Origin of the sequence: Rheinheimera sp., assembly GCF_037442345.1 — a bacterium.
Taxonomy (GTDB): Bacteria; Pseudomonadota; Gammaproteobacteria; order Enterobacterales; family Alteromonadaceae; genus Pararheinheimera.
Map to the genome: position 1 here is coordinate 103,321 of NZ_JBBIQL010000002.1, position 26,618 is coordinate 129,938.

General features: G+C 52.5%; 22 protein-coding genes, 1 tRNA gene and 2 pseudogenes. 17 read left to right on the forward strand and 8 right to left on the reverse strand.

Going from position 1 to position 26,618, the window contains the following annotated elements:
• Positions 1-52 precede the first annotated feature (52 nt).
• The 5 genes from WKJ04_RS01540 (at position 53) to WKJ04_RS01560 (ending at position 8,085) form a co-directional block, all read left to right on the forward strand.
• Complete coding sequence (locus WKJ04_RS01540; RefSeq protein WP_337878806.1) at positions 53-4,891, forward strand: NAD-glutamate dehydrogenase; 4,839 nt, start codon at positions 53-55, stop codon at positions 4,889-4,891.
• 102 nt (positions 4,892-4,993) lie between these two features.
• Entirely contained in the window at positions 4,994-6,004 is a 1,011-nt protein-coding gene (gene pyrD / locus WKJ04_RS01545; protein WP_337878868.1) for a quinone-dependent dihydroorotate dehydrogenase, read from the forward strand.
• Positions 6,005-6,104: 100 nt separating this feature from the next.
• Complete coding sequence (locus WKJ04_RS01550) at positions 6,105-6,635, forward strand: hypothetical protein (protein WP_337878807.1); 531 nt, start codon at positions 6,105-6,107, stop codon at positions 6,633-6,635.
• Between the two features lie 87 nt (positions 6,636-6,722).
• Positions 6,723-7,856 carry a 1-acyl-sn-glycerol-3-phosphate acyltransferase gene (locus WKJ04_RS01555; protein WP_337878808.1) on the forward strand — a complete coding sequence of 378 codons (1,134 nt, stop codon included), beginning with the start codon at positions 6,723-6,725 and terminating at the stop codon, positions 7,854-7,856.
• Positions 7,834-8,085, forward strand: coding sequence for a DUF2960 family protein (locus tag WKJ04_RS01560; RefSeq protein ID WP_337840174.1), 252 nt, complete (start codon positions 7,834-7,836; stop codon positions 8,083-8,085). Before WKJ04_RS01555 ends, WKJ04_RS01560 begins: the two co-directional genes overlap by 23 nt.
• On the opposite strand, the gene WKJ04_RS01565 is transcribed toward WKJ04_RS01560, so the two are convergent.
• Positions 8,076-8,534 carry a DUF192 domain-containing protein gene (locus WKJ04_RS01565; protein WP_337878809.1) on the reverse strand — a complete coding sequence of 153 codons (459 nt, stop codon included), beginning with the start codon at positions 8,532-8,534 and terminating at the stop codon, positions 8,076-8,078. The two genes, WKJ04_RS01560 and WKJ04_RS01565, sit on opposite strands and share 10 nt — an antisense overlap.
• Positions 8,535-8,598: 64 nt before the next feature.
• A complete protein-coding gene (gene ald, locus WKJ04_RS01570) occupies positions 8,599-9,720 on the reverse strand; it encodes an alanine dehydrogenase (RefSeq protein WP_337878810.1) in 1,122 nt (373 codons plus the stop codon).
• Positions 9,721-9,855: 135 nt separating this feature from the next.
• On the opposite strand from ald, the gene lrp reads away from it, so the two are divergent.
• From lrp to WKJ04_RS01610, 8 genes and pseudogenes are all read left to right on the forward strand, one after another.
• The gene (gene lrp / locus WKJ04_RS01575) at positions 9,856-10,341 is read left to right on the forward strand and encodes a leucine-responsive transcriptional regulator Lrp (RefSeq protein ID WP_337878811.1); all 486 of its coding nucleotides are present in this window, start codon (positions 9,856-9,858) and stop codon (positions 10,339-10,341) included.
• Positions 10,342-10,465: 124 nt separating this feature from the next.
• Positions 10,466-10,972 (forward strand): annotated as a pseudogene (locus WKJ04_RS01580) (DNA translocase FtsK 4TM domain-containing protein); the annotation flags it as partial.
• 657 nt (positions 10,973-11,629) lie between these two features.
• Positions 11,630-13,153 (forward strand): annotated as a pseudogene (locus WKJ04_RS01585) (DNA translocase FtsK); the annotation flags it as partial.
• Positions 13,154-13,199: 46 nt separating this feature from the next.
• A complete protein-coding gene (gene lolA / locus WKJ04_RS01590) occupies positions 13,200-13,811 on the forward strand; it encodes an outer membrane lipoprotein chaperone LolA (RefSeq protein WP_337878812.1) in 612 nt (203 codons plus the stop codon).
• Complete coding sequence (locus WKJ04_RS01595) at positions 13,808-15,139, forward strand: replication-associated recombination protein A (RefSeq protein ID WP_337878813.1); 1,332 nt, start codon at positions 13,808-13,810, stop codon at positions 15,137-15,139. Before lolA ends, WKJ04_RS01595 begins: the two co-directional genes overlap by 4 nt.
• Positions 15,132-15,506, forward strand: coding sequence for a fluoride efflux transporter CrcB (crcB, locus tag WKJ04_RS01600; RefSeq protein ID WP_337840168.1), 375 nt, complete (start codon positions 15,132-15,134; stop codon positions 15,504-15,506). The genes WKJ04_RS01595 and crcB overlap by 8 nt, the downstream gene beginning before the upstream one ends.
• Positions 15,507-15,512: 6 nt before the next feature.
• Positions 15,513-16,817 carry a serine--tRNA ligase gene (gene serS, locus WKJ04_RS01605; protein ID WP_337878814.1) on the forward strand — a complete coding sequence of 435 codons (1,305 nt, stop codon included), beginning with the start codon at positions 15,513-15,515 and terminating at the stop codon, positions 16,815-16,817.
• Positions 16,817-17,020 (forward strand): hypothetical protein, encoded by a 204-nt coding sequence (locus tag WKJ04_RS01610; RefSeq protein WP_337878815.1) that lies wholly within the window; start codon positions 16,817-16,819, stop codon positions 17,018-17,020. Before serS ends, WKJ04_RS01610 begins: the two co-directional genes overlap by 1 nt.
• 109 nt (positions 17,021-17,129) lie before the next feature.
• Here WKJ04_RS01610 and WKJ04_RS01615 read toward each other — a convergent pair whose 3' ends face one another.
• From WKJ04_RS01615 to WKJ04_RS01635, 5 genes are all read right to left on the reverse strand, one after another.
• Positions 17,130-17,465: a TusE/DsrC/DsvC family sulfur relay protein gene (locus WKJ04_RS01615; protein ID WP_337878816.1), complete on the reverse strand. Its 336-nt coding sequence runs from the start codon at positions 17,463-17,465 to the stop codon at positions 17,130-17,132.
• Positions 17,453-17,704: a DsrH/TusB family sulfur metabolism protein gene (locus WKJ04_RS01620; protein ID WP_337878817.1), complete on the reverse strand. Its 252-nt coding sequence runs from the start codon at positions 17,702-17,704 to the stop codon at positions 17,453-17,455. The genes WKJ04_RS01615 and WKJ04_RS01620 overlap by 13 nt, the downstream gene beginning before the upstream one ends.
• A 1-nt stretch (position 17,705) precedes the next feature.
• Positions 17,706-18,059, reverse strand: coding sequence for a sulfurtransferase complex subunit TusC (gene tusC, locus WKJ04_RS01625; protein WP_337878818.1), 354 nt, complete (start codon positions 18,057-18,059; stop codon positions 17,706-17,708).
• Positions 18,059-18,403 carry a DsrE family protein gene (locus tag WKJ04_RS01630; RefSeq protein ID WP_337878819.1) on the reverse strand — a complete coding sequence of 115 codons (345 nt, stop codon included), beginning with the start codon at positions 18,401-18,403 and terminating at the stop codon, positions 18,059-18,061. The genes tusC and WKJ04_RS01630 overlap by 1 nt, the downstream gene beginning before the upstream one ends.
• 71 nt (positions 18,404-18,474) lie before the next feature.
• Positions 18,475-19,143 (reverse strand): Bax inhibitor-1/YccA family protein, encoded by a 669-nt coding sequence (locus tag WKJ04_RS01635; protein ID WP_337840161.1) that lies wholly within the window; start codon positions 19,141-19,143, stop codon positions 18,475-18,477.
• Positions 19,144-19,313: 170 nt separating this feature from the next.
• On the opposite strand from WKJ04_RS01635, the gene WKJ04_RS01640 reads away from it, so the two are divergent.
• Positions 19,314-19,404: transfer RNA gene (locus WKJ04_RS01640), tRNA-Ser, on the forward strand.
• Between the two features lie 103 nt (positions 19,405-19,507).
• On the opposite strand, the gene sppA is transcribed toward WKJ04_RS01640, so the two are convergent.
• Complete coding sequence (sppA, locus tag WKJ04_RS01645; RefSeq protein ID WP_337878820.1) at positions 19,508-21,394, reverse strand: signal peptide peptidase SppA; 1,887 nt, start codon at positions 21,392-21,394, stop codon at positions 19,508-19,510.
• Positions 21,395-21,570: 176 nt separating this feature from the next.
• Here sppA and WKJ04_RS01650 point away from each other — a divergent pair, with 176 nt between their 5' ends.
• From WKJ04_RS01650 to WKJ04_RS01660, 3 genes are all read left to right on the forward strand, one after another.
• Positions 21,571-23,607 (forward strand): NADPH-dependent 2,4-dienoyl-CoA reductase, encoded by a 2,037-nt coding sequence (locus tag WKJ04_RS01650; protein WP_337878821.1) that lies wholly within the window; start codon positions 21,571-21,573, stop codon positions 23,605-23,607.
• A gap of 303 nt (positions 23,608-23,910) precedes the next feature.
• Complete coding sequence (glgC, locus tag WKJ04_RS01655; protein WP_337878822.1) at positions 23,911-25,143, forward strand: glucose-1-phosphate adenylyltransferase; 1,233 nt, start codon at positions 23,911-23,913, stop codon at positions 25,141-25,143.
• A complete protein-coding gene (locus tag WKJ04_RS01660; protein ID WP_337878823.1) occupies positions 25,143-26,546 on the forward strand; it encodes a glycogen synthase in 1,404 nt (467 codons plus the stop codon). Before glgC ends, WKJ04_RS01660 begins: the two co-directional genes overlap by 1 nt.
• Positions 26,547-26,618 lie beyond the last annotated feature (72 nt).

Genomic DNA, 26,618 nt, shown 5'->3' on the forward strand with positions numbered 1-26,618 from the left:
AAGTAAAGAAAACCCGGTGTCTGGCACTGAGGTTTCAAACAAGGATTACAAAATGGCACTCATAGACGGTCAACCCTCTGTATTACTCCAAAACGTAAGTAAGCTGATCCGCTCCAAAGTGAAAGACCAGGTCGATCTGGTCGAGAAGTTTGCTTTTACCCTGTACGGCGACATGTCGCATGAAGATTTATTCGGACGCAATGACAGCGATTTATATGGCGCCGCGCTGAGTCTGTGGCAAAGCCTGAATGGCCACACGGACGACAAAGCGCTGATCCGGGTGTTTAACCCGGAAATCGCCAAACATGGTTGGGAATCCCGACACACTATCGTCGAAATCGTGGTGAAAGACAGTCCGTTTTTAGTGGACTCGGTGCGCATGGCACTGAACCGGCAGACCATTACGTCACACCTGTTATTGCATTATCCGCTGCAAACCGTTCGGGGTGACAATGGCGATATCACTCAGTTCCATAAATTGGGCACTATCGGCAATGCCAGCACTGAACAAACGGTGTTTCATATTGAAATCGACCGGATGACCGACAAAACGGCTATTGATGCGTTAAAGGCTGAATTGCAGTCGGTGATGGAAGATCTGTCTCTGGCGGTACAGGACTGGCGTCCGGTGCGTGAAAAGCTGAAACAGGTGATTGCTGATTTACCACAACAGGCCAGTCACAGTGAGCCGGAAGAACTGAATCAAACGCTGGAATTTTTAAACTGGATGGTGAAAGACAACTTCACTTTTCTGGGCTACCGCGAATACCGTATTAAAGCGGTGGAGGGGGACCATAAAATTGAAGGCGTCAATGAAGGCGCTATGGGCCTGATGCGCCGCTCAGTATCCCGTGACCTGATGTTGTCCGAATTGCCGGCTCAGGCCCGTAAACAGGCATTGAATTCGTCGTTGCTGATCCTGACCAAAACCAACAATAAATCCCGTGTGCACAGACCGGCTTATATCGACTATGTCGGGGTGAAGAAGTTTGACGACAAAGGTCAGGTGATAGGTGAAGATCGTTTTATCGGTCTGTATTCTTCCTCTTTGTACAACAACAGCGCCGCCGATATTCCATTGCTGAAAAGTAAGCTGGCCAAAGTGATGGCCAAGTCTGGTTTTGCTGTGGGCACCCATGCCTACAAAGCGCTGCTGAATATTCTGGAAACCTACCCGCGCGATGAGCTGATCCAGGCCACAGTGGACGATTTACTGGACGTGTCGACCGGTGTGCTGCAAATGCAGGAGCGGGATATGACCCGTCTCTTTGTGCGTAAAGATGCCTTTGGGCGCTTTGTTTCTGCCATGGTCTATGTACCGCGTGAGCGTTACAACACGCAGTTGCGTAAAGAAACCCAGGCTATTCTGGCGCAATCTTTAGGCAGCACAGAACCTGTTGAATTCACCACCTACTTCTCTGAATCCGTTTTGGCCCGGACTCATTATTTTGTCCGGATCAACGACAACAGTATCGAGTTTAATGTGAAAGAAATTGAACGTAATTTAGTGGAAGCGGCCCGCACCTGGGAAGACAAGCTGGAAACCGCCTTATTGGCCCATTATGGCGAAGCCCGGGGCCGTGAGTTGTCACGTAAGTATCTGAACGCGTTCCCGCGGGCTTACAAAGACGAAATGCTGCCAAACGACGCGCTGGTGGATATCCAGAAGCTGGAAGCGCTGAACGACGAGCACAAGCTGGATATGCTGTTTTATAAACCGCAGGAAGAGCGGGATGACAGCAAAGCAGTGCGGTTGAATCTGTTCCACAAAGATCATCCCATTCATTTATCCGACGTCTTGCCAATTCTGGAAAACTTTGGCCTGCGGGTGATTGGCGAAACGCCATACGCCGTGCGTTGCCCGGACGGCAGTGTCAGCTGGATTTTGAATTTCTCGATGGAAGTGAACGGTGAAATGCCGGCCGATTTTGAAACGGCGCAACTGTCGTTCCAGGAATCATTCGCCAAAGTCTGGAACAGTGATCTGGAAGATGACGGCTTTAACCGTCTCATCCTGGGCGCCGGTCTGACAGGCCGTGAAGCCTCATTGCTGCGAGCCTTTGCCAAATACAAACGTCAGATTGGTGGCACCTTCAGCCAGGCTTATGTCGAATCTGCCTTTGCCCGCTACCCGCAGCTGGCGCGTTTACTGGTGACCTTGTTTAACAGTAAGTTTGACCCGGAAGCTGCTGCCTCTGCTGAGCAGATTGCCGGCATTGAAACTGACATCCTGGCGCAGCTGGAGCAAGTAGCCAACCTGGACGATGACCGTATTTTCCGTCGTTTCCTCTCTATTATTCAGGCCATTGTGCGCACCAACTACTTCCAGAATGCGGAAGATGGTTCGCAAAAGCCTTACATTTCATTCAAAGTCCGTCCGGCGCAGATTCCGGATATGCCATTGCCCTTGCCATTCTTTGAGATCTTTGTCTACTCACCCAAAGTGGAAGGGGTGCACCTGCGCTTCGGTAAAGTAGCCCGTGGAGGCCTGCGTTGGTCAGACCGCCGTGAAGATTTCCGTACCGAAGTGCTGGGGTTGGTCAAAGCCCAACAGGTGAAAAACACCGTGATAGTCCCGGTCGGTGCCAAAGGTGGTTTTGTCTGTAAGAAATTACCCACCACAGGTGGCCGTGATGCCTGGCTGGCAGAAGGTAAAAACTGTTACCGCACCTTTATCCGTGGCTTGCTGGATGTGACCGACAATATTGTTTCAGGACAAATTGTGCCGCCCAAGTCGGTGGTGCGTCTGGACGAAGATGACCCCTATCTGGTGGTCGCAGCCGACAAAGGCACAGCCACGTTCTCCGACATCGCCAACGGCATTTCGCTGGAATACAACCACTGGTTAGGCGATGCCTTTGCTTCTGGCGGCTCCAACGGCTACGACCACAAGGGCATGGGCATTACCGCCCGTGGTGGCTGGGAGTCGGTGAAACGTCACTTCCGCGAAATTGGCATTGACTGCCAGACCACAGATTTTACCGTGGTTGGGATAGGTGATATGGCCGGTGATGTGTTTGGTAACGGTATGCTGTTATCCGAACATATCCGCCTGCAGGTGGCGTTTAACCATATGCATATTTTTGTCGACCCGAACCCGGTGTCGGCAACGTCCTTTGCCGAGCGTCAGCGCCTGTTCAACCTGCCGACCTCCACCTGGGATGATTACGATAAGTCGCTGATTTCCGAAGGCGGCGGCGTTTTCTCCCGCAGTGCCAAAGCCATTAAGCTGACGCCACAAATGCAGCAGATGCTGGGCACTACAGCCACCAGCCTGACGCCAAACGAGTTTATCCGCGCCGCGCTGATGATGCAGGTGGATCTGATATGGAACGGTGGTATCGGCACTTATGTCAAAGCGACAGACGAAAGCCATGCCGAAGTGGGTGACCGGGCATCAGAACCATTGCGCGTCAATGGCAAAGACGTCAAAGCCAAAATGATCGGGGAAGGCGGTAATCTGGGGACCACCCAACGTGGCCGTATTGAATACGCTATGCATGGCGGCCGGATTAACACCGACTTTATCGACAACGTCGGTGGTGTGGACTGTTCAGACAATGAAGTCAATATCAAAATTCTGTTGAATGCGCTGGTCGCCAGCGGCGATATGACGCTGAAACAGCGCAATGAACTGCTGTACAGCATGACCAATGACGTTGCTGACATTGTGATCAACGACTGTTACCGTCAGACCCAGAGTATTTCAGTGTCTATGGTGCTGGGCGCTGAGCAGATGAAGGAATACACCCGCTTTATCCATGCGCTGGAAAAAGACGGCAAACTGAACCGGGAACTGGAGTTCCTGCCCTCTGATGATGCGCTGGCAGAACGCACTGCCAAAGGTCAGGGCCTGACCCGTCCTGAAATGGCCATTCTGACTGCATACGGCAAGATGGTGCTCAAAGAGTGGCTGGTACTGCCTGAGATCTATGAAAACAGCTACTTCAAACGTCATCTGTTCAAAGCCTTCCCGCAGGTATTGCAGGACCAGTTTGCCGCTCAGATGGAAACTCACCCGCTGAAAGCCGAAATTATTGCCACTAAGCTGGCCAATATGCTGGTCAACGACATGGGGGCGAACTTTGCCCACCGTATGATGGAAGAAACAGGTTCGTCCATCGGTGAAGTCGCGTTGTGTTACACCATTGCCCGTGACCTGTTTGATGCAGAAGCTGTGGCGGCGCAGATTGAAGAGCTGGACAATAAGATTGCCGCTGATGTGCAAATCCGCCTGTTACACCAGTTACGCCGTACCATGCGTCGTACCACACGCTGGTTCCTGCGTCATCGCAACAAAGCGCTGGATATTCAGCAAACGGTGGAGTTTTTCAAACCGGCCTATCAGGCGGTGTCCGAACACCTGCACCGTCTGATGGCGCCAGTGGAAGCCGAACAAATTGCCGCCAATGCGGACAAACTGGTCGAGCAGAGCATTCCTGCACCACTGGCCCGTTATATGGCCCAGCTGAGCAGCCTGTTCTCTATTATGGATATTGCCCAGGTGGCCGCAGCGGAAAACAACGATTTGCTGTTGACCGCCGAGATTTACTTCAAGCTGGGCGACCGTCTGGACTTGCACTGGTTCCTGGAGCAAATCACTCAACAGCCGGTCACCAACCACTGGCAGGCGCTGGCCCGCGCTTCGTACCGTGAAGAGCTGGACTGGCAGCAACGCGCCTTATCCGCTGTGGTGGTGCGCAGTTGTGGCGGTGCTTGTGACGCCGATGCCGTGATCAGCCAATGGATCAGTGCTCATGAAGGGGTATTGGCCCGTTGGCGCCTGATGCTGGCTGAGTTCAAAACCACCAAGAGCCATGAGTTCGCCAAGTTCTCTGTGGCACTGCGCGAGCTGATGTTGTTGAGCCATCACTGTGATCCTGTGAAATAATCACAGAAGTGGCTAAAATACCCCGGTTTTCACCGGGGTATTTTTTTGCCTGAACTTGTATCACTGCGCCAAGCCGCAGCAACCATGAGAAGCCAGCCCATTATGTTTTATTCTTTAGCCCGCTCTTTGATGTTTTGTACCGATGCCGAGTTCTCTCACCATCTGGCGTTGGGCAGTCTGAAGCATCTGAAAAATACGCCAGCCTCGTTGTTATGGCGCCAAACTTTACCGAAGAAACCTGTGACAGTGGCCGGGCTGCACTTCGATAATCCGGTGGGGCTGGCGGCTGGTTTGGATAAAAATGCCGACTGCATTGATGCCTTTGGTCAGATGGGGTTTGGCTTTATCGAAGTTGGCACTGTGACGCCACGGCCTCAGGCTGGCAATGACAAACCACGCTTATTCCGTTTGCCTGAAGCCCATGCCATTATTAACCGGATGGGCTTTAACAACAAAGGCGTTGATTATCTGGTCGAGAACGTGAAAAAGGCCAGTTACAAAGGTGTGCTTGGTATTAATATCGGCAAAAACAAAGACACGCCCAACGAAAAAGGCAAAGACGATTACATTGAATGCATGCGCAAAGTCTATGCCCATGCCAGTTACATCACGGTCAATATTTCGTCGCCCAATACACCGGGTCTGCGTGATCTGCAATTTGGTGATGCCTTGCTGGACTTGCTGCAAGCGGTCAAAAATGAACAGTTGGATTTGCAGGCGCAGCAAGACAAATACGTCCCTGTCTTTGTCAAAATTGCACCGGATATGGATCCTGTCGCAGTTCAGCAGGTCGCCGAAACCTTGCTGGCCAGCAAAATGGATGGTGTGATCGCCACCAACACGACGCTGGACAAAACAGCGGTCGCTCATTTAAAACATGGTCAGGAAATGGGGGGCTTAAGCGGTTTACCCGTGCAGCAAAAAAGCACCGAAATCATCCGGCAGCTGCGTGTGGCGCTGGGTCCGAAGCTGCCTATCATCGGCGTCGGAGGTATTGATTCGGCGGCTGCGGCGCAGGAAAAACTGGCAGCAGGAGCAAATTTGTTGCAGGTTTACAGCAACTTTATTTACCGGGGCCCGCAGCTGGTCAAAGAGATCGTGGAAAGCTTATAAGGATCAGTTTCTGATCCTGCAAATTTAGCACCAAATAATCTTTGGCAAGCCTCAAAGGCTGGGGTAGAACAACAGCAATCACCGAAGAAGGATGGTCGTTATGCTGTTTATCAACCCCAACTGGCGCTGGCAGTTTTGCCCGCAACAAGGCACCTTGCAGCTGTGCCTGAATGCGTCCACTGTGCTCTGTTCCGGGCTGAACCAAAAGCAGCTGCGGCACAGCCCAGTGGCACATGGGGACGTCGCCCCCCTGACGCTTGAGCATGCAAGCCTGCTGATGGAACAACTGGAACAGCTGGACGCCATTATGCCCGATGAGCTTGCGATGCAATGCGCATTGCGTTTGATGGTTATACGGCACTTTGCCGCCGCAGCAGTGCAAAAAAGCCATTATTTCCACTTCGGCACCGCATCCCGTGTTCTGGCGGATTACAGCCTGGTTGTGCTGGTGGGGCAAAGTCCGGCGAAAGCTTTGTTGTTCGCCACTGAAGGCCAGATCGCAGACTGCCTGTTGCTTGAATCTGTACAAACCCTGACCGGCAAAGAACTTTCTCCACTCAGTCATGTCAGAGTGCTGGCGAACAGATTGAGTCCTGTCACGGCAGGGGCGGCTTATCTGTTGTCCGCTTAGTTTCGGGGTATTTTGCCTGATCGGACTAGCCAGCACGGCTGCTGTAGGTAGAATACAGCTTCTTTTTTTGTGCTGGATGAATCATTAGTGTCTACTCAATCGGATCCTTTTCTGGAAATCCGTCCTTATCATGATGACGAAGTGCAGGGGGCCATCAGCCGCCTGTTGGATGATCAGGACTTCTTACACGCTATTCTGAATTACCGTCTGGCCAGCTGGCCAAAAACAGTACGTTATTTATTTACACCCTTTCTGCGTTGGTTATTAAAACGTAAAGCCAGTGGCTTAAAAACAGTGGCGGATGTTCAGCATCTGGTTGCCGACTTTCTGGAGCAAAGCCTGCGGCAAAGCTCCAGTGGCATGACAGTGTCCGGCCTTGAGCACCTGGATCCGAAACAATCTTATTTATTTGTGTCAAACCACCGGGATATTGCAATGGACCCGGCGCTGGTCAACTGGTGTCTGCACCAAAAAGGCATGGACACGGTGCGGATTGCCATTGGTGACAACTTGCTGAAAATGCCTTGTGCCACAGAGCTGATGAAGCTGAATAAAAGTTTTATTGTCAAACGCTCGGTCAAGGCGCCGCGCGAAATGCTCAAAGCTCTGAGCCAATTGTCGGCCTATATCAAACATTCCCTGGAAACCGGGCACTCCATCTGGATAGCGCAAAAAGAAGGTCGGGCCAAAGATGGCCTGGACCAAACGGATGACGCTATTCTGAAAATGTTTTTTATCGAAGGGAAAAAACGTGGTGAAGAATTTGCTGCGTATATTCAGGGATTAAAGCTGGTTCCGGTTTGTTTGTCCTATGAATTTGACCCACTGGATGAAGCCAAAGCCAATGAGCTGTATCAACTGGCGAGTACAGGTCAGTACCAAAAGGCAGAATTTGAGGATATTCAAAGCATAGTGCGTGGTATTACCGGACAGAAAGGCCGCATTCATGTGCATTTTGGCACACCGCTTCAGGGGGATTTTGCCACACCTGAACAAGTGGCAGACGAAATCGACCGGCAGATCTGGGCAGGTTATAAACTTTTCCCGGTGAATTATCTGGCGGCAGGCCTGTCGGATCGTTCAATTGCGGCGGCGGACCAACAACAGTACCAGCAAAAACTGGCTGCGTTGCCTGCGGGTTTACGTCCTTATGTTGAACAAATGTATGCCGCACCTGCAATTAAACAACGGGAAACTTATGGCCAGAACGTTGCAGTATAAGTACAAAGGGGTGCTGAAACAGCAGCCCTTCAGTTATGACAAGTACCATGACGCTTTTGAAGCCGCAGCGGCTGCCGAAGGGGTGGATCTGACGGCGTTCCGCAAGATGGAGCAACAGGTGGCGATGACCGCCAAAGGCAAAGGGGCATTGAAAGATTACCGCCGCAATGCCTTTGCCGCTTTAGGGTTTACCGATGTGGTCTTACTGAAAGAGGAGGCTCAATCCTGAGCCTGACCACAGGCTGTTTTACCACAACGTTGAATACGGTCACCGGCCTGGATCCCATGGGCTTTAAACCAGCCCAGCGGCATTTCCAGCGCCCCCAGCACAGGTCCGGCGGAAGGGCGGCTGGTTTGATCAAAAGGCTCCAGTGCAATCACCTGTTCAATGGTCCAGTCGGCTTTGATATAAGCCAAATCAAGAGCGGACGGTGTGTTATGCATCCAAAAGGCCATAGGCCGCACTGCGTCACCAATAAATAACATGCCGGTCTGCACATTGGGCCTGTCCATCAGGCCTTGTGCCCGTTGCTCGGGGCTGATGGCCAGTTCCACTTCAATCTGCTGTGAACCGACCTGCAACCACTCTTTGTCAAACCGCAGTGGAGCTGACGGGCCCTGTTGCGCCTGACAAGCCGAGCTGCACAGCAGAGTCAGCAGAAGTAATGCACGTGACATGGGAAATCCTCCAATAAAAAAGCCGGACCAAAAAGTCCGGCTTTTCCTGAATAAAACTGAACGCTTAGACTGCGGCCAGTGCCTGACGTGGGTCAGTGTATGGCAGAGACAGCGCGTCAGCAACGTGCTGATTAACCACCTGACCATTGATCACGTTCAGACCATTGAGTAAGTGTGCATCGTCCAGTAAGGCTTGTTTGTAGCCTTTATTCGCCAGACGGATAATAAATGGCAGGGTGGCATTGTTCAGCGCAAAAGTAGAGGTCAGCGGTACCGCACCTGGCATGTTTGCCACACAGTAGTGCACCACGTCATCCACAATGTAGGTTGGATCCGCGTGTGTGGTCGCACGGGACGTCTCCACACAACCGCCCTGATCAATAGCCACATCCACAATGGCGGAACCCGGTTTCATCCGCTTGATATGATCCGCAGTCACCAGTTTTGGCGCTGCAGCACCTGGGATCAGCACACCGCCAATCACTAAATCAGCAGCCAGTACATGTTTCTCCAGCGCATCAGCGGTGGAATACACAGCTTTCACTGTGCCACCAAACTGCGCGTCAATACGGCGTAACACGTCAATGCTGCGATCCAGCACTGTGACGTCCGCTCCCATCCCCACGGCCATTTGCGCTGCGTTGGTGCCGACCATACCACCACCGATGATCACCACTTTGGCTGGTTCTACCCCTGGCACGCCGCCCAACAGCATGCCACGACCGGCACAGGATTTTTCCAGTGCGCGGGCACCGGCCTGAATGGACATACGGCCGGCAACTTCAGACATTGGCGCCAGCAATGGCAAGCCACCGCGGTTGTCAGTGACGGTTTCGTAAGCGATACAAATGGCTTTGGATTTGATTAAGTCTTCAGTTTGCGGCAGGTCCGGTGCCAGGTGCAGGTAAGTAAACAGGATCTGGCCTTCGCGCAGCATGGCACGTTCTACGGCCTGAGGCTCTTTTACTTTGACAATCATTTCTGCCTTGGCAAAAACTTCTGCGGCGGTAGCCAGCACTTCTGCGCCAGCGGCCTGGTAAGCATCGTCACCAAAACCAATACCGGAGCCGGCGTTATGTTCGACAAACACCTGATGGCCGTGTGCAACCAGTTCGCGCACGCTGGACGGGGTCATACCGACACGGTACTCGTGGTTTTTGATCTCTTTTGGTACACCAATAATCATAATTATCCGCCTCTGTAGGGGTTGGTAAAATTTTTGGCTAGTATAGAGGGAGATATGCAGAATTACCTGTTGTTTTTAGGCTTCATCTAAGTTATTAATCCTGCATTCATCTCCATAAACATATTTTTATCTGCTATGTATGAGACCAGTAAAAGTGTCAAGAAGCTTGACCGGATCGACCGAAAAATTCTGACAGAACTGCAACACGACGGTCGCTTAGCCAATGTAGAACTGGCGAAAAGGGTAGGGCTCAGTGCCACCCCCTGTTTAGAGCGGGTTCGTAAGCTGGAGGCGGAAGGGTACATTCTTGGTTACACAGCGCTGGTGGACCCAACTAAGGTGGGGGCTCAGTTGTTGGTGTTTGTCGAAATCACGCTGAGCAAAACTTCCCCTGAAGATTTTGATGAGTTCAGCAAAGCGGTGCAAAAGCTCCATGAGATTCAGGAGTGCCACTTAGTGTCCGGCAGTTTTGATTTTTTACTGAAGACCAGGGTTGCCAATATGGCGGCGTATCGTGAACTCTTGGGCGAAACCTTACTCAGACTGCCCAGCGTGCGGGAAAGCCGCACTTATGTGGTGATGGAAGAAGTAAAGCAGACCAGCTTTGTTGCAGTGACGTAATGGGTGCAAGCCAAAGCTGTCTCTGGTATCTTTAAACTGTAGAATTCTAAGAAGTAAATGGAATAAATTTGTGTTGAATGAGGCCATCAGGGTGCGCGCCCAGGTACTGTTTTCGTTAAATGCCATGCAACGACTGTCTGAAGTGGGCTTGATCCTGTGCTTCGGTTTTGCGGCTTTTGTGTTGTTGGCGCTGCTATCGTTTGACCCGGCAGACCCCAGTTGGTCTCAAGCCGGTTATCAGGCCGAGATCCGCAATTACGCTGGTCCTAAAGGCGCCTGGTTTGCCGACATCCTGTTATTTTGTTTTGGCTGGATAGCTTTTCTGGTGCCGCCACTGGTGGCATTGGGCGGCTTTCTGGTACTGCGCCGGGCTCAAAGTCTGCTGCAGATGGATTTTATGATCCTGGGGCTGCGCCTGCTGGGGCTGGTGCTGACTGTCTTGGCAGCCAGTGCAATAAGCAGCATCAACTTTAATGACATTTATTACTTTTCATCCGGTGGCGTGGTCGGTGATGTGGTGGCCGACATGCTGCTGCCAAACTTCAACTTTATTGGCACTACCTTGTTACTGCTGTGCGGCTTGAGTACAGGCCTGACCATGGCCACCGGCATCTCCTGGGTTACCGTGGCTGATGAACTTGGTGCTTTGGTCTGGACCGCACTGAGTGGGCTTGTGCGGTTGCCGGCCAAACTCAATCAGTGGTTAAGCCGTAAGTATCAGCCTGAAACTGCTGTGCTGCCAGACTCCGGGCTGAACCAGGCCGCTATCACTTCGGTTCCTGAGAGCTCCGCCCTTGACCCTGTCTCTGTCCGTCTTGCTCCGGCTGAACTGACGGATACCAAGGCTGAGCCTCAAGCTGTGGGGGATATGGCCTCTGTCAGTGCCAGAATGGACCCCTCTTTTGGTGAAATCAGCTTGTCGGCCACTGTCATCCAGGATGCGGGGCAGCGAACGCCTTCAACTGGGCAGGACACGCCCCAGGTGCGCCTGACCGGCGCTGACGACGATGATTTTGATCTGCCCTGGACTGAACCTGTGACGGCCCCCAAACGCGGCTATTTTGCAGCGCAGGACGAAGTGACGCCTTTGCCTTTCAGTCCGCTGGATGAGCAAACGCAATCCAGTGCTTTTGTGGCTGTGGATACGCTGGCTGACGATGATCTGACGTTCAGTGCGGCCGATGAACAACTCGATGCGCAGCGCCTGTCGCAGCTTGAGCAGCGTTTTGCTGCCTTGCAGCAAAGCTATGACGAGGTGCCGCCAGAGGAGGACGACGAAGACGACAGTCCGTTGCCCCGCAAAGCCGGTTTCAGTGCTGATGATTTACCGGCGCTGGCGTTGCTGGACAGACCGGACAAAGCCACCAATCCGATTGACCCGGCTGATTTGGAACGGGTTTCGCGGCTGGTGGAAGTGAAACTGCTGGACTTTGGTGTGGAAGCCAAAGTGGTTGGTGTTTACCCTGGCCCTGTGGTAACCCGTTTTGAGCTGGATTTAGCGCCAGGGGTCAAAGTCAGTAAAATCACAGGTCTGTCAAAAGACTTGGCCCGTTCCTTGTCCGCCATCAGTGTGCGGGTGGTGGAAGTGATTCCTGGGAAATCCTACATTGGCCTTGAACTGCCGAACCAGCACCGCGAGATTGTCCGGCTGTCAGAAGTGATAGGTGATGAGGTTTTTACTCAGTCCAAATCGCCACTTACCATGGTGCTGGGCAAAGACATTGCCGGTAAGTCCGTGGTGGCCGATTTAGCCCGTATGCCGCATTTGCTGGTGGCGGGTACCACGGGGTCGGGGAAGTCGGTCGGCGTGAACGTGATGATTTGCAGTTTGTTGTATAAGTCGACGCCGGAAGATGTACGTTTCCTGATGATTGACCCCAAAATGCTGGAATTGTCTGTGTACGAGGGGATTCCGCATTTGTTGACCGAAGTGGTCACCGATATGAAGGAAGCAGCCAATGGCCTGCGCTGGTGTGTCGGTGAAATGGAGCGGCGTTACAAGCTGATGTCGGCGCTGGGCGTGCGGAACTTAAAAGGCTACAACCAGAAAATTCAGGATGCTGTGGACGCAGGCAGCCCGCTGAAAGACCCGCTGTGGAAGCCGTCGGACGATATGCGCTCAGAGCCGCCTGTACTGGATAAGCTGCCGGCTATTGTGGTGGTGATTGATGAGTTTGCCGACATGATGATGATTGTCGGTAAAAAGGTGGAAGAGCTGATTGCCCGTATTGCGCAAAAGGCGCGGGCGGCCGGTATTCACCTGGTCCTGGCAACCCAACGGCCATCAGTGGATGTGATCACCGGTCTGATCAAGGCCAATATCCCCACCCGTATTGCCTTTCAGGTGTCATCAAAAATTGACTCGCGGACCATTTTGGACCAACAAGGCGCAGAAAGTCTGCTTGGTCAGGGCGACATGCTGTATCTGCCGCCCGGCTCAGGTGTGCCGACCCGGGTGCATGGTGCCTTTGTCGATGACCATGAAGTGCACAACGTAGTGTCGGACTGGAAAAAACGTGGTACACCAAATTACATTGCCGAAATTCTGAATGGGGAACCAACCGAAGACAGCTTGTTGCCAGGTGAAACTTTGGAAGGGGATGACGCCGAATCGGACCCACTCTTTGATCAGGCAGTGGCTTTTGTCACCGAAGCTCGTAAAGTATCGGTGTCCAGTGTTCAACGCCGTTTCCGGATTGGCTATAATCGCGCGGCCCGTCTGGTTGAACAGATGGAAATGAGTGGCATCGTCAGTGGTGCCGGTCACAATGGCAACCGCGAAGTGCTGGCGCCGCCACCACCAAGAATCTAACCCACCAAAAATGTAACGGGGAACCTTCGGGTTCATTGAGGAAATAATGAAGTATTTGCTGTTAAGTGTGGCCTTATGTGGGATCAGTTCATTTCAGGTACTGGCTGACCAGGCGGCGGCGCTGCAAAACAAGCTTGCGCGACTGACCAGTTTTCAGTCCAGCTTTAACCAGACTGTGGTGGATGCCAATAAAAAGCTGATCCAGCAAGGCGAGGGCATGTTGTCACTGAAACAACCGTCGTTGTTTCGTTTTGAAACCCAGACACCTGAGCCCAACCTGTTTATTGGCGATGGCACCACCTTGTGGTTTTATGCCGAAGTGTTGGACCAGGTCAGTATTTATGATGCGAAAGAGCAGGTACAGAAAACGCCTTTTGTTCTGCTGACTTCCCATGATCCGAAGTTATGGGCACAGTACCAGGTCACAGGGCAAAACGAGCAGTTTGATATAGTGCCGAAAGACCCGAACAACGCGGTGAAAAAACTCAGCCTGAAGTTTTCCGGCCTGGCTTTGTCGCAAATGACAGTACTGGACAGCAACGGCCAGCAAAGTGATTTTGAATTCACCCTGGTGCAATACAACACGCCGTTGGCACAGGAGCTGTTTCAGTTCAGTATTCCTGCAACTGCCGAAGTGGATGATCAACGTAAAAAGTGACCAACCTCGGATTTGACTTTCACGACGAAATCCGGCCTTTAGCCGCTTTGCTGAGGCCACAAAGCCTGGCCGACTATGTCGGCCAGTCGCATTTACTCGGGCCCGGCACACCGCTGCGCAAGGCGATTGAAGCTGGCCGTATTTCTTCGCTGATCCTATGGGGGCCGCCAGGCACAGGCAAAACCACGTTGGCGGAGCTGATTGCGCTTTATGCCAAAGCCAGTATTGCCCGCTTGTCGGCGGTGACCGCAGGTGTGAAAGAAATCCGCGAAGAAATCCAGGCGGCCAAACAGCGGCTGGCACAAAACCAGCGCACCTTGTTGTTTGTTGACGAAGTGCATCGCTTTAACAAAGCGCAGCAGGACGCCTTTTTACCTCATATTGAAGACGGCACCATTATTTTTATTGGTGCCACCACCGAAAACCCGGCGTTTGCGCTGAACAACGCTATGTTGTCGCGGGCGCGGGTCTGCATTCTGAAAAAGCTGACAGAACAGGATTTGCTGCGGGTGACACAACGGGCCCTGGCACATTTTGCCGCGCAGCATCAACAGGTGGCCCTGACTGAGGATGCCCGCCGCTTATTGCTGCGCCTCGCCGATGGTGACGCCCGGCGTTTGTTGAATTTGCTGGAGCAGGCGGTGGAATCGGCGCCCCAGACGGATGGCATGCGCACAGTGGACGCCGCCTTATTGCAGCAGCTGGTGCCACGGCAGTTGCCTGGCTTTGATCAACAGGGCGATTTGTATTACGACCTGATTTCGGCTTTCCATAAATCGGTGCGTGGCTCGAACCCGGACGGCGCTTTGTATTGGTATTGCCGTATTCTGGAAGGTGGCGGTGACCCTTTGTACGTGGCCCGGCGCTTGTTGGCTATCGCCAGTGAAGACATAGGCAATGCCGACCCGAGGGCCCTGACACTGGCGCTGGACGCCTGGGACACCTTCACCCGGGTGGGGCCGGCCGAAGGTGAGCGGGCTATAGCCCAGGCAGCCATTTATCTGGCGTTGGCGCCAAAAAGTAATGCGGTGTACACCGCTTTTAATCAGATGCGCCAGTTTGTGCAGCAGCAGCCGTCCTTTGAGGTGCCAAACCATCTGCGTAATGCCCCGACCCGCCTGGCGAAACAACAAGGCCATGGTCAGGATTACCGCTACGCCCATCACGAGCCCGGTGCTTATGCGGCAGGCGAACGCTATTTACCTGATGAAATGGCCGGGCTCTGTTTTTATCAGCCCAGTGACCGTGGTCTGGAAAAACAATTGCAGGACAAGCTGGCGTATTTGCGCCAGTTAGATGCTGAATCAAAGAGGGATGCCGATGAATAGTTACCTGGCTGTCGCCATAGGCGGTGCTTTGGGCGCCTGTTGCCGTTACGGCCTGGGTGAATTTATCCTGCATCTTTTGGGCAAAGCATTTCCTTTTGCGACTTTGCTGGTTAATATTCTGGGGTCTTTTGTGCTGGGGGTTCTGTACGGCCTGTTTCTGACCGAACATCTGGCGGTAAGTCCTTGGAAGGCTCTGATTGGTATTGGGTTTCTTGGTGCTTTTACCACCTTTTCCACTTTTTCGCTGGACACCATTCTGTTAGTTCAACAGGGAGAACTGCCGAAGGCGGTGCTGAATGTTGTACTGAATCTGGTGTTATGTTTAACCTTAGCCTGGCTGGGTGTAAAGCTGGGTACTATGAAGTAAATCATTATGTTAGATGCAAAATTTTTACGCTCTGAACTGGCCCAGACTGCCGCCCGTCTGGCCGACCGTGGCTTCGCGCTGGATGTTGCCACCCTTGAACAGCTGGAACAGCAGCGCCGTGATCTGCAGGTGAAAACCCAGGATTTACAAAACCTGCGTAACACCAAATCCAAGTCCATAGGCCAGGCCAAAGCCAGGGGAGAGGATATAGCTCCGCTGTTGGCCGAAGTGGACGGCTTAGGCGCTGAACTGGATCTTGCCAAACAACAGCTGGACGCTGTGATGGCGCAGCTGGACGCTATTGTGCAGGCCATTCCGAACCTGCCTCATGAGTCGGTGCCAGCTGGCAAGGACGAAACAGGCAACCAACTGGTCCGCAGTTGGGGTGACGTCCGCAGTTTTGACTTTGATGTGAAAGACCATGTGGCGCTCGGCGAAGCACTGGACCAAGGCCTGGATTTTGAGAATGCGGTAAAAATTGCCGGCTCCCGTTTTGTGGTGATGCGTGGTCAAATCGCCCGTCTGCACCGGGCTTTAGCGCAGTTTATGCTGGACCTGCACACAGAGCAGCATGGTTACACCGAAATGTATGTGCCCTATCTGGTGAATGCGGATTCCTTGTTTGGCACTGGTCAGCTACCTAAGTTTGGCGCCGATTTGTTCCATACTAAACCGGCCACTGAAGAAGGTCAGGGCATGTCGCTGATCCCAACGTCCGAAGTGCCTTTGACTAATCTGGCCCGCGATGTGATTTTCGACCTGGCCGAATTGCCCATAAAAATGACAGCCCATACCCCCTGTTTTCGCAGTGAAGCGGGTTCTTATGGCCGTGACACCCGAGGTCTTATTCGCCAGCACCAGTTTGATAAAGTCGAAATGGTGCAACTGGTGCACCCGGAAAAATCCTTTGAAGCACTGGAAGAGATGACGGGCCATGCCGAAAAAGTACTGCAGCTGCTGGGCTTACCCTACCGTGTGATGCTGCTCTGCACCGGGGATATGGGCTTTGGTGCCTGCAAGACTTACGATTTGGAAGTCTGGTTACCGGCGCAGAATACCTACCGCGAAATTTCGTCGTGCAGCAATATGTGGGATTTCCAGGCGCGCCGTATGCAAGCCCGTTTCCGCCCGGAAGAAGGCAAAAAGCCGGAGCTGCTGCACACGCTGAACGGTTCAGGTTTAGCCGTGGGCCGCACCCTGGTTGCCGTGTTGGAAAACTACCAGCAAGCCGATGGTTCTGTGCTGATCCCTGAAGTGCTGCGGCCCTATATGGGTGGAAAAACCCATATCAGTCTGGGATCTCAGGGGTGATGGCGATTTTTCTGCATCTTGTTCTGTGGCTGGCCTCGGGTCAGAGGCCATTGCCTCAGCATAAAGTGGTGCGTAAAGTCAGACCCAGTTCAACGAAAATACTGTTGCGCTGGTTGTATTGGATTATTTTGATTTCTATGGCGGTGCTGGTGCTGGTGATTAGCCTGGACGCCGCCATGACGATGTATAAGAAGCTGCGTTAGCAGCTTTATGTACAGGACGTACGGTATGCCGAAATGGCAGGAGCAATTTTCGGCGATGTACAGGACGTACGGTATGCCGAAATGGCAGGAGCAGTTTTCGGCGATGTGTTTACAGGCACTTGGCCGGTTTGGGTAATCCTGCAATACGGGTCGCCTGCTTGGCTGGCCCTTCCGGAAACAATAAAAACAGGTATTTACTGTTGCCTTTGTCCGGCCCCAGTTTTTCACCCATGCTTTTCACCAATAACCGAATGGCTGGTGAGGTCTGGTATTGCTGGTAAAAGTTGCGGACAAAATGCACCACTTCCCAGTGCGCTTCAGTCATCTCTATCTGCTCCAGTGCAGCAAAGGCCAACGCCAACTGCTCGTTCCACAGGCTCAAATCGGCCAGGTAACCGTGTTTATCCAGCGGGTAACTAACCCCTTCAATACTCAGCTCAGACATAAACTTAATGGGTTCTCCAGCACCAATTGGTGAATTTGCGGATCTTCGCAGCTTTGCACAGAGGCAGAGGGCTGCATACCCCTGACGGCAAGATCCGTATTGCTGACCAACACAGACGCCGCACAATGGCTCAGCTGCGACTGCAAATAGACCGCCTCATGACGTAACAGCACCTGGTCTTCTGCGGTCAGCCAGCTCAGGCAGGCTGGTATTCTGTTTTGCTGCAGGATCACCAGCATCTCAGGCTCCTATCAGATGCTGCTGTGATGCCAGCAATTGGTTCAGCTGTGGACCTTCCAGCAGTTGCACCGGGCCTTGCAGCTGCTCGGCAGTCAGCTGACGCTGGCGCAATGATTCGGCACAGACATACAACCTGTCGATGTCATAGAGTTCAAACAATTTCTGACGTGGCCGCAGATCTTTGATTTTCAGCGCGGCACTGTCTGTGCCCGGCAGTAACTGGTAGACAGCGTCATCGCAAAACACCAGGCTCAGCTCGTAATCGACGGCAGCAAGCGCCAGCACCAGATCCTGAGTCTCCCGGGCATAGACACCGTCAAAAGGCGCTTTGGTATGAACTATGGCTACTTTCATCAGAACTGCACCAGTTGTTTGACTTGCGATAAACGCATTGCGAATTCGGCAAGGCCAGCCGCGATACAAGGTTCGGCCACTTGGGTGACCCCCCGTTTTTCAGCCGCAGTGACGCAGTACAGCAGAGGGATTTGCTGCTGTGCACAGCATTGGCGCAACAGCGCAGCTAAATCCGGCTCGTCTGACGGTAAATCAATGGCTGAGCTGACAGCCAGCACGGCATCACGGTACAAAAAGACGGAATCGACCTGTTCACCTTGTGCCACACAATGCTCTAAAAAGCGCAGCGCTGAAGCAAAACCTTGCCCCTGCAATACAGCAGACTGCAGCAATACAGCAATCATGTTGCCTCCAAAAAAAGCAATGCCCCGGCTAAGCGGGGCATTGTACAAAAATCACAGCAGAGCCGAAAGTTTTAGTCGTCGTTGCCCATAATGCCCAATAACTGCAGTAAGGACGTAAACAGGTTAAATACGTTCAGATACAGGCTGACTGTCGCGCGGATATAGTTGGTTTCGCCGCCATGCACAATACGGCTGGTGTCGAATAAAATCAGACCAGACATAATCAGCACTACAGCGGCGTTGATGGCCAGATGCAGGGCAGGGATCTGGAAGAACAGATTGGCTAAGCCCGCGACAATGACCACAATCAGGCCAACAAACAGGAAGTTGCCCATAAAGCTGAAGTTTCTGCGGCTGGACAGCGCAATGGCTGACAACGCAAAAAACGCGACGGCGGTCAGGCCCATCGCCTGCATAATCAGTTCGGGACCATTGGCCATAGCGGCAAAACGGTTCAGCAGAGGGCCAATAGAGGCACCCATCACGCCGGTAAAGGCGAAGGTCCAGAAGATACCGCTGGCGCTGTCTGCTTTGCGTTGGACCACAAACACCAGACCTAAACCGACCAGTGACAACACCAGTGCCACGCCAAAGCCGAAGTTCATCGCCATAGCGATACCGGCAGTCAGGGCCGAAAAGGCCAGTGTCATTGCCAATAAAAAGTAAGTGTTACGCAGAACCTTGTTGGTTTCACCAACCTGACTGTAGGTGCTGCTGTGCATTGATGGTTGATAAGACATAGACTTTCCCCCTCTATGAGACTGTTAGTTGCTCTGACCTTATCTTACTTGGGAAGTTCAGAAAGAACCAGCCGGTACTTTGCAAATCAATTCATACAGTTATCTTATTTTCTTTAAAGTGAAAAAAAACTTTTACTTTCCACGCTGATCTGATTAATATACGCGGCGCCGGAGGGATGGCAGAGCGGTTTAATGCACCGGTCTTGAAAACCGGCGAAGGTTAATAGCCTTCCGAGAGTTCGAATCTCTCTCCCTCCGCCATTTATTCAGAAAAGCCGCTTAACGAAAGTTAAGCGGCTTTTTGCATTTAGCACTCCAGGAACAGAACAAACCCGCCGCAGCGGGTTTGTGTCTGAGTTGCGCTTTACTGCACAGCGTTGCAGCTAAAGCAGACTGAATACATTCCTTTCGGGTCATTGAACTCTTTCAGCGTGGCGAAATCTGCTTTGATCTGTGCGCTGAGCCGCTGCAGCATGGGAGCAAACGCCGGTTCGGATTGTGAAGTTGTTGGCAGCAGGGCGGCCATCGCATCTGATGCAAACAGGTTTTTCAGCATTTGTTCACTTGGGCTCAACTCCTGCTCAATAACCTGCACATCATAATGGCTCAGGCCTGCTTTTTCCGCCGCTGCAGCAATGGCATCATCAAAACTGCCCAGTTTATCGACCAGCCCTAACTCCAGTGCTTTGGTGCCGGTCCAGACCCGGCCCTGAGCCACTTTGTCTACCGCCTCTTTGGTCATGCCGCGATGCTCTGCCACCATGCTGATAAAGTCGTCATAACCTTTGTTAATCAGCAACTGGAAGATATTTGCCATATCAGCTGTCAGGCCTTTAAACAGCGGTAAGCCAGCACTCAAACCGGCCAGCTCCGTAGTGCCGACTCCATCGGTGTTCAGGCCCAACACCGGCATGGCGTTTTCCAGGGTATGGAACAGACCAAAAATGCCGATAGAACCGGTAATAGTGGTGGGGGCTGCCCAGATCTCATTGGCAGGTGCTGCTATCCAGTAACCACCTGAGGCGGCGACCGCTCCCATGGAGGCAATGACAGGTTTGCCAGCGGCTTTGAGCAGTTTAATTTCCTGACCTATGACTTCAGAGGCAAAGGCACTGCCGCCGCCGCTGTCAATACGCAGCACCACGGCTTTGACTTTGTCATCCAGACGGGCACGACGCAGCAGGGCGGCGGTGCTGTCCCCCCCTATAGTACCTGCTTTGGCGTTGCCATCGACTATAGTGCCACGAGCGACCACGACAGCGATTTTATCCATCATGGGGTTGTCAAAAGCCGGCATCAGCACTTGGGCAGCATAGTCATCGAAATTCACCTGGTTAAAGCTGTTCTTTGAGTTTTCACCAACCAGCGCAATCAGATCCTGGCGGAATTCTTCACGGGTTTTGACGGTGTCAACCAGTTTGGCGTCCAGAGCATATTGTGTCATATCACCAGACACCGCCTGCAGCTTCTGATACAAACCCAACACAGTTTCGTCAAAGCTGCTATGGTCAAAACCACGGCGTTCTGCCACCTGCGCTTTGTAACCGGTCCAGAGCTCGGTTAACCAGGCCCGGTTGGCCTCTTTGGCCTCTTCTGACATATCGTCACGGATAAAAGGCTCCACTGCGGATTTATAGGTACCAACGCGGAACACATGGGTCGTCACTTTCAGTTTTTCCAGTGCCGACTTGTAATACATCGGATAACTGCCAAAACCTTCCAATAACACTGTGCCCATTGGGTTCAGGTTGATACTGTCAGCATAAGAGGCGAGGAAATACTGGTTCTGGCTGTAATAGTCGCCGGTAGCAAAAACTTTTTTGCCTGCCTGTTTAAACGTCAACAGGGACGTGCCAATGGCAGTCAGCTTGTCCATTGAACCAGAGCGCAACGCAGATAAATCCAGCACTATGGCTTTGATCCGCTGATCCTTGCTGGCGGCATCAATGGTTTTCACCACATCACTGACCAGAACTTCAGGGTTTTCGGGTTCACCACCCATGCCTTCACTGATGGCCGCATCCAGGGGATCGATGTAGGTTTTTTCTTCCACCAGGTCACCTTCCAGGTTCAGCACCAGCGCAGAACTGGGCGCTATTTCAACTTCATCGCCACCGGAAAAGATGGAAGTCAGGATGAACACCAGGATCAGCAGAAAAATCACGTTAAATGTGAAGTGACGAAGCGCACTGATGCCGCGCCAGATGGCGCCAAAGAATCGGCGGATCAAACCTTGTTTTTGTTCAGACATAGAACCATTCCTTCAATAAAAATCCTGTCTATCCTCCATGCTAACCAATGTCGGCATAAAGCTCAGATGGAATTTGTAACCAAATGTGTGTCATCTGAGGCCGGCAACCAGTGCCGATCCTCGTCTGTGCTTGCGCAGCAGTGGCAAAACAGCTACATTCACCCCATTCAACAGGTATGACCAGAGAGAAGGCCGTGGCGTATCCACATTTATTAGCACCCTTGGATTTAGGCTTCACACAACTGCGCAACCGCGTGATCATGGGGTCCATGCACACGGGGCTGGAAGAAGAAAAACAGGGTTTTCGTAAACTTGCAGCTTTTTACGCTGAACGGGCTAAAGGCGGCGTCGGCTTGATTATCACCGGGGGGATCAGTCCGAATTTTCGTGGCAACCTGGTGCCTTTTGGCAGCCAGCTCACCTGGTGGTGGCAGGCCGGTAAACATAAACAGGTCACCGAAGCTGTGCACCAGCATGGTGGCAAAATTTGCCTGCAATTATTGCATGCAGGCCGTTATGGCTATCACCCGTTCAGTGTGGCACCCAGCGCTATTCAGTCGCCTATCACCCCTTTTAAACCCAAAGCTATGTCTGATTCCGCCATCCGAAGCACCATCCGCGATTTTGCCCATTCGGCTAAGCTGGCGAAAAAGGCTGGTTATGATGGTGTGGAAATTATGGGCTCTGAAGGTTATTTGCTGAACCAGTTTATCTGCCAGCGAACCAATCACCGCACGGATCAGTGGGGGGGCAGTTATGAAAACCGCTGTCGTTTGCCGCTGGAGGTGATAAAAGCCGTACGTGCAGCCTGTGGTCCGGATTTTATTATTATTTACCGTTTGTCGATGCTGGACCTGGTTGAGCAGGGCTCCAGCTATGACGAAGTGGTGCAGTTAGCCAAATGGGCAGAGCAGGCCGGAACCACCTTAATTAACACCGGTATTGGCTGGCATGAAGCCCGGGTACCCACCATTGGCACCATGGTGCCACGCGCCGCATTTAGCTGGATCACCGAACAGGTCCGTTCACAAGTGGGTATTCCGGTGATCGCTACCAACCGCATCAACACACCGGAAGTGGCGGAAACTATTCTGGCCAGTGGTCAGGCGGACTTAGTCTGTATGGCTCGGCCTTTCCTGGCAGACGCAGAGTTTGTCAACAAAGCGGCAGCCGGACAGTCGCAGCTCATCAATACCTGCATTGCCTGTAATCAGGCCTGTCTGGACCATATCTTTAAAAATAAACGGGCAAGTTGCCTGGTCAATCCCCGAGCCTGTTACGAAACCGAGCTGAATTTCGGCAAAGCCAGTACAGTGAAAAAAATCGCTGTGGTTGGAGCAGGGCCCGCTGGCCTGGCATTCAGTGTTTATGCCGCCAGTAAAGGCCATCAGGTAACCTTGTTTGACAAAGCGACAGAAATCGGTGGTCAGTTTAACTACGCCAAGCAGGTGCCGGGCAAAGAAGAGTTTCATCAGACGCTGCGTTACTTTGCTGAAATGCTGAAACTGCATCAGGTGAAACTGGAATTAGGCAAGGAGCAGACCGCAGAGAGTCTGCAGCAGGCCGGGTTTGATGAAATAGTTATTGCAACAGGCATTAAAGCGCGGCAACTGCAGCTGGAAGGCAGCGACCACCCCAAAGTGCTGAGTTACCTGAATGTACTGCGTGACCATGTGCCGGTCGGCCAGAATGTTGCCATTATCGGCGCCGGTGGTATCGGCTTTGATGTGGCGGAATACCTGACTGAGCCTCAGTCATTGACTTTGCAGCCTGAGCATTGGCTGAAAGACTGGGGTATTGATAAAACCTATCAGCAGCGCGGGGCCCTGCTGGCGGAGCCGGTGGTTGAAGCTGCGCCACGTAAAGTTTTCCTGCTGCAGCGTAAAAGCAGTAAAGTGGGAGCGGGTCTGGGTAAGACCACTGGCTGGATCCACCGCAGTTCACTGAAAAAGAAAAATGTGGAGATGTTCAGTGCAGTGCAGTACGACAAGGTGGACGATAACGGGCTTTGGATCACGCTGGATGGGCAGCAACGTTGCCTGCCGGTGGACAACGTGGTGGTGTGTGCCGGCCAGGAAAGTGAACGTACTTTGTTTGAAGAGCTCAACGCCAGTGGTCTGTCTGTGCACCTGATTGGTGGGGCTGATGTGGCTGCAGAACTGGATGCCAAACGGGCGATCCGGCAAGGGGCCGAACTGGCTGCCCGTTTATAATGCTACAAACTCAGTAATCTGGGCTGAGAACATTATTTTTACAAAACAGGGGTTACCCCCTGTTTTTTTTTGCCCGATATCCCTTACTCTGTCTCATGCATACGAATGCAAAGAACTATAAGCGTTCATTTGGTGCGCTGTGCAGAGCTTGCACCAAACTGGTGCTGAAGTCCTCTGGAGGTCACAGACTTTGACGCTGTTAGCGCTGTGAAACTGGCGGGGGCAGGGAATTTGTGCCGTATCCCCACAAGCTGGCCTCCGCCTTGCTTAGCCGAATAAGACTATCATACAGGGGAGTGTTCGATGTCAGGTGTACTTACCATGATTCTGGCTGGGGGAGAGGGAACCCGGCTGGCACCGTTAACTGGGGTTAGAGCCAAACCTGCAGTGCCTTTTGGCGGAAATTACCGCATTATCGATTTTGTGCTGAATAACTTCGTGAATTCGGATCTGTTGCAAATTTTTGTGATCACTCAGTTTAAGTCACATTCATTGATGAAGCATTTAAGCCGGGCCTGGCGGGTGACTGGCCTGACCAACAGGTTTATCGACCCTATTCCGGCTCAGATGCAAACAGGTAAACACTGGTATCTGGGCACTGCCGACGCTGTGTATCAGAATATTCACCTGATCCATGGTCTGGACCCTGAGCATGTCTGTGTTTTTGGCGGCGACCATATTTACAAAATGGACGTGCGGCAGATGTTGAATTTCCACCGGCAGATGGGGGCCCGTCTGACGGTGGCGGCCATTCCTGTACCGGTATCACAGGCGCATGAATTTGGCATCATTGAAGTGGATGCCACAGGCAAAATGATTGGCTTTGAAGAAAAACCCAGGCAAAACCCTAAAACCATTCCTGGCCGGCCAGGTTATGTACTGGCGTCGATGGGAAATTATATTTTTGAAGCCAAAACTCTGGTGGACGTGCTCAATGAAGACGCCGTCAAAATAGATTCCAAGCACGATTTCGGCCATAACATTATTCCGGAGCTGTATCCGTCTGGTGATGTGTATGTGTATGACTTTTCGAGCAATTTAATTCGTGGTGAACAAGACGAATCCAAAGGTTACTGGCGTGACGTCGGCACTATCGATTCCTACTACGAAGCCAATATGGACCTGATAGCGGTGGAGCCGCCACTGAACCTGTACAACAAGTACTGGCCACTTCGCAGCTACACCCCCCCTATGCCACCAGCCAAGTTTGTGCATGATGAAGCGAACCGGACCGGGCAGGCCATCAGCTCGATGGTGGCTGCAGGTTGTATCGTCAGCGGGTCTATCGTGTACCACTCCATTCTTGGCTACAACACTCATATCCACAGCCATGCCTATGTGGAGAAATCAGTCTTGATGGGAAACAACGATATTGGCCGCGGCTGCCGTATTCGTCACGCCATTATCGACAAAGATGTCAAAATAGCGCCAGGTACAGTGATTGGTGAAGATGAAGTGCTGGATAAACAGCGTTTTCATGTTTCATCCGAAGGGGTTATTGTAATACCCAAAGGGGCAGTCATAGGGTTTGATTGATGCGCGTGTTGTTTTTGTGCAGTGAATACGAAGGTCTGATCAAAACAGGGGGTCTGGCCGACGCAACCCGGGCTCTGGCGGTTGCCTTGCGAGGGTCTGGGGTGGATGTCCGGGTCATGCTGCCACGTTATGGTGCTTTGTACGATGTAGCGCTGGCACCTGACTGGCAGTCTGTGTATTTCAGTCTGGCTGGTGAGGCCATGGGCTGTGCCGTACGTCAGGTTGCGGCGCAGGAAGTGCCGCTCTATCTGCTGGAGCATCATGAACTCTTTGGCCGTGAGCGGCCTTATGATGACGGCCTGCATGGCTATCCGGATAATGCGCGCCGCTTCAGTTTCTTTTGCAAGGCTGCTTTGCAGTGGTGCCTGGAACAGGACTGGAAACCGGATCTGATCCATGGTCATGACTGGCAAACCGGTGCCGCCGCCTGTTATCTGAAAACCCTTTATGCGGCGGCGCTGCCCAATTGCCGTTTTGTGTTCACAGTGCACAATGGGGCTTATCAGCAGCCGTTATCGATGGCAGAGCTTTATGCCAACGAACTAAGCTGGGATTTACCTCAGCTGAGGCCAAGCCTGCTTGCTTGTGGTTTGGTTCATGCCGACAAACTGGTGACCGTCAGCCAGGGCTACGCGGCTGAGCTGCTGGAAGAACCCGCTGCCAATGGTTTAAGCCAGTTGTATCAGCAACGACGGCAGGATTTCAGCGGTATTCTCAATGGGGTAGACGACCAAATCTGGGACCCGGCCATTGACCCATACCTGACTCACCATTTCAGCCCTGCCGATCTGACTGGCAAAATGCACTGTAAGCAGCAGTTGTTGCAGCACTGCAAGCTGCCAGACACCGACTGGCCGCTGTTTGTCACTGTCAGTCGCCTGACCGGGCAAAAAGGCTATGACTATCTGATCCCGGCGCTAGAGCAATGGTTAACGTCTGCTCAGGCTTATGTGGTGTTGATGGGCACGGGCGAACCGCTGTACGTGGACCGGTTGCAGCAGCTGGCACTGAAGTATCCGCATCATCTGCGGTTTATTCATGGTTTTGATGAAGGCTTATCTCACCTGCTGGAGGCGGCTGGCGATTTTTTCCTGATGCCATCCTTGTTTGAGCCCTGTGGTTTGAATCAGTTGTATAGCCTGAAATATGGCACTTTGCCGCTGGTGCGGGCAACAGGTGGTCTGAAGGATACGGTACAGGGACTGGAACAGCCTCTCCCTACAGGCATTTGTTTTAACGAGCCCAAACCTGAAGCTGTGCTTCAGGCATTGCAGCAGGCGATGGCGCTTTATCAGCAGAAGGAAAAGTTTCTGCAAATCCGTAAAAGAGGGATGCAGCAGAAGTTTGACTGGGGCAGTGCCGCCAGGGCCTATCTGACGCTGTATCAGCAACTGCTGAATTGAGTAGCTGATAAGCAGTCAGTCACACAGCCCGAGAAAGCTGTTGTCGTCGGAAAACGAAGTCTGTTAGCCTTA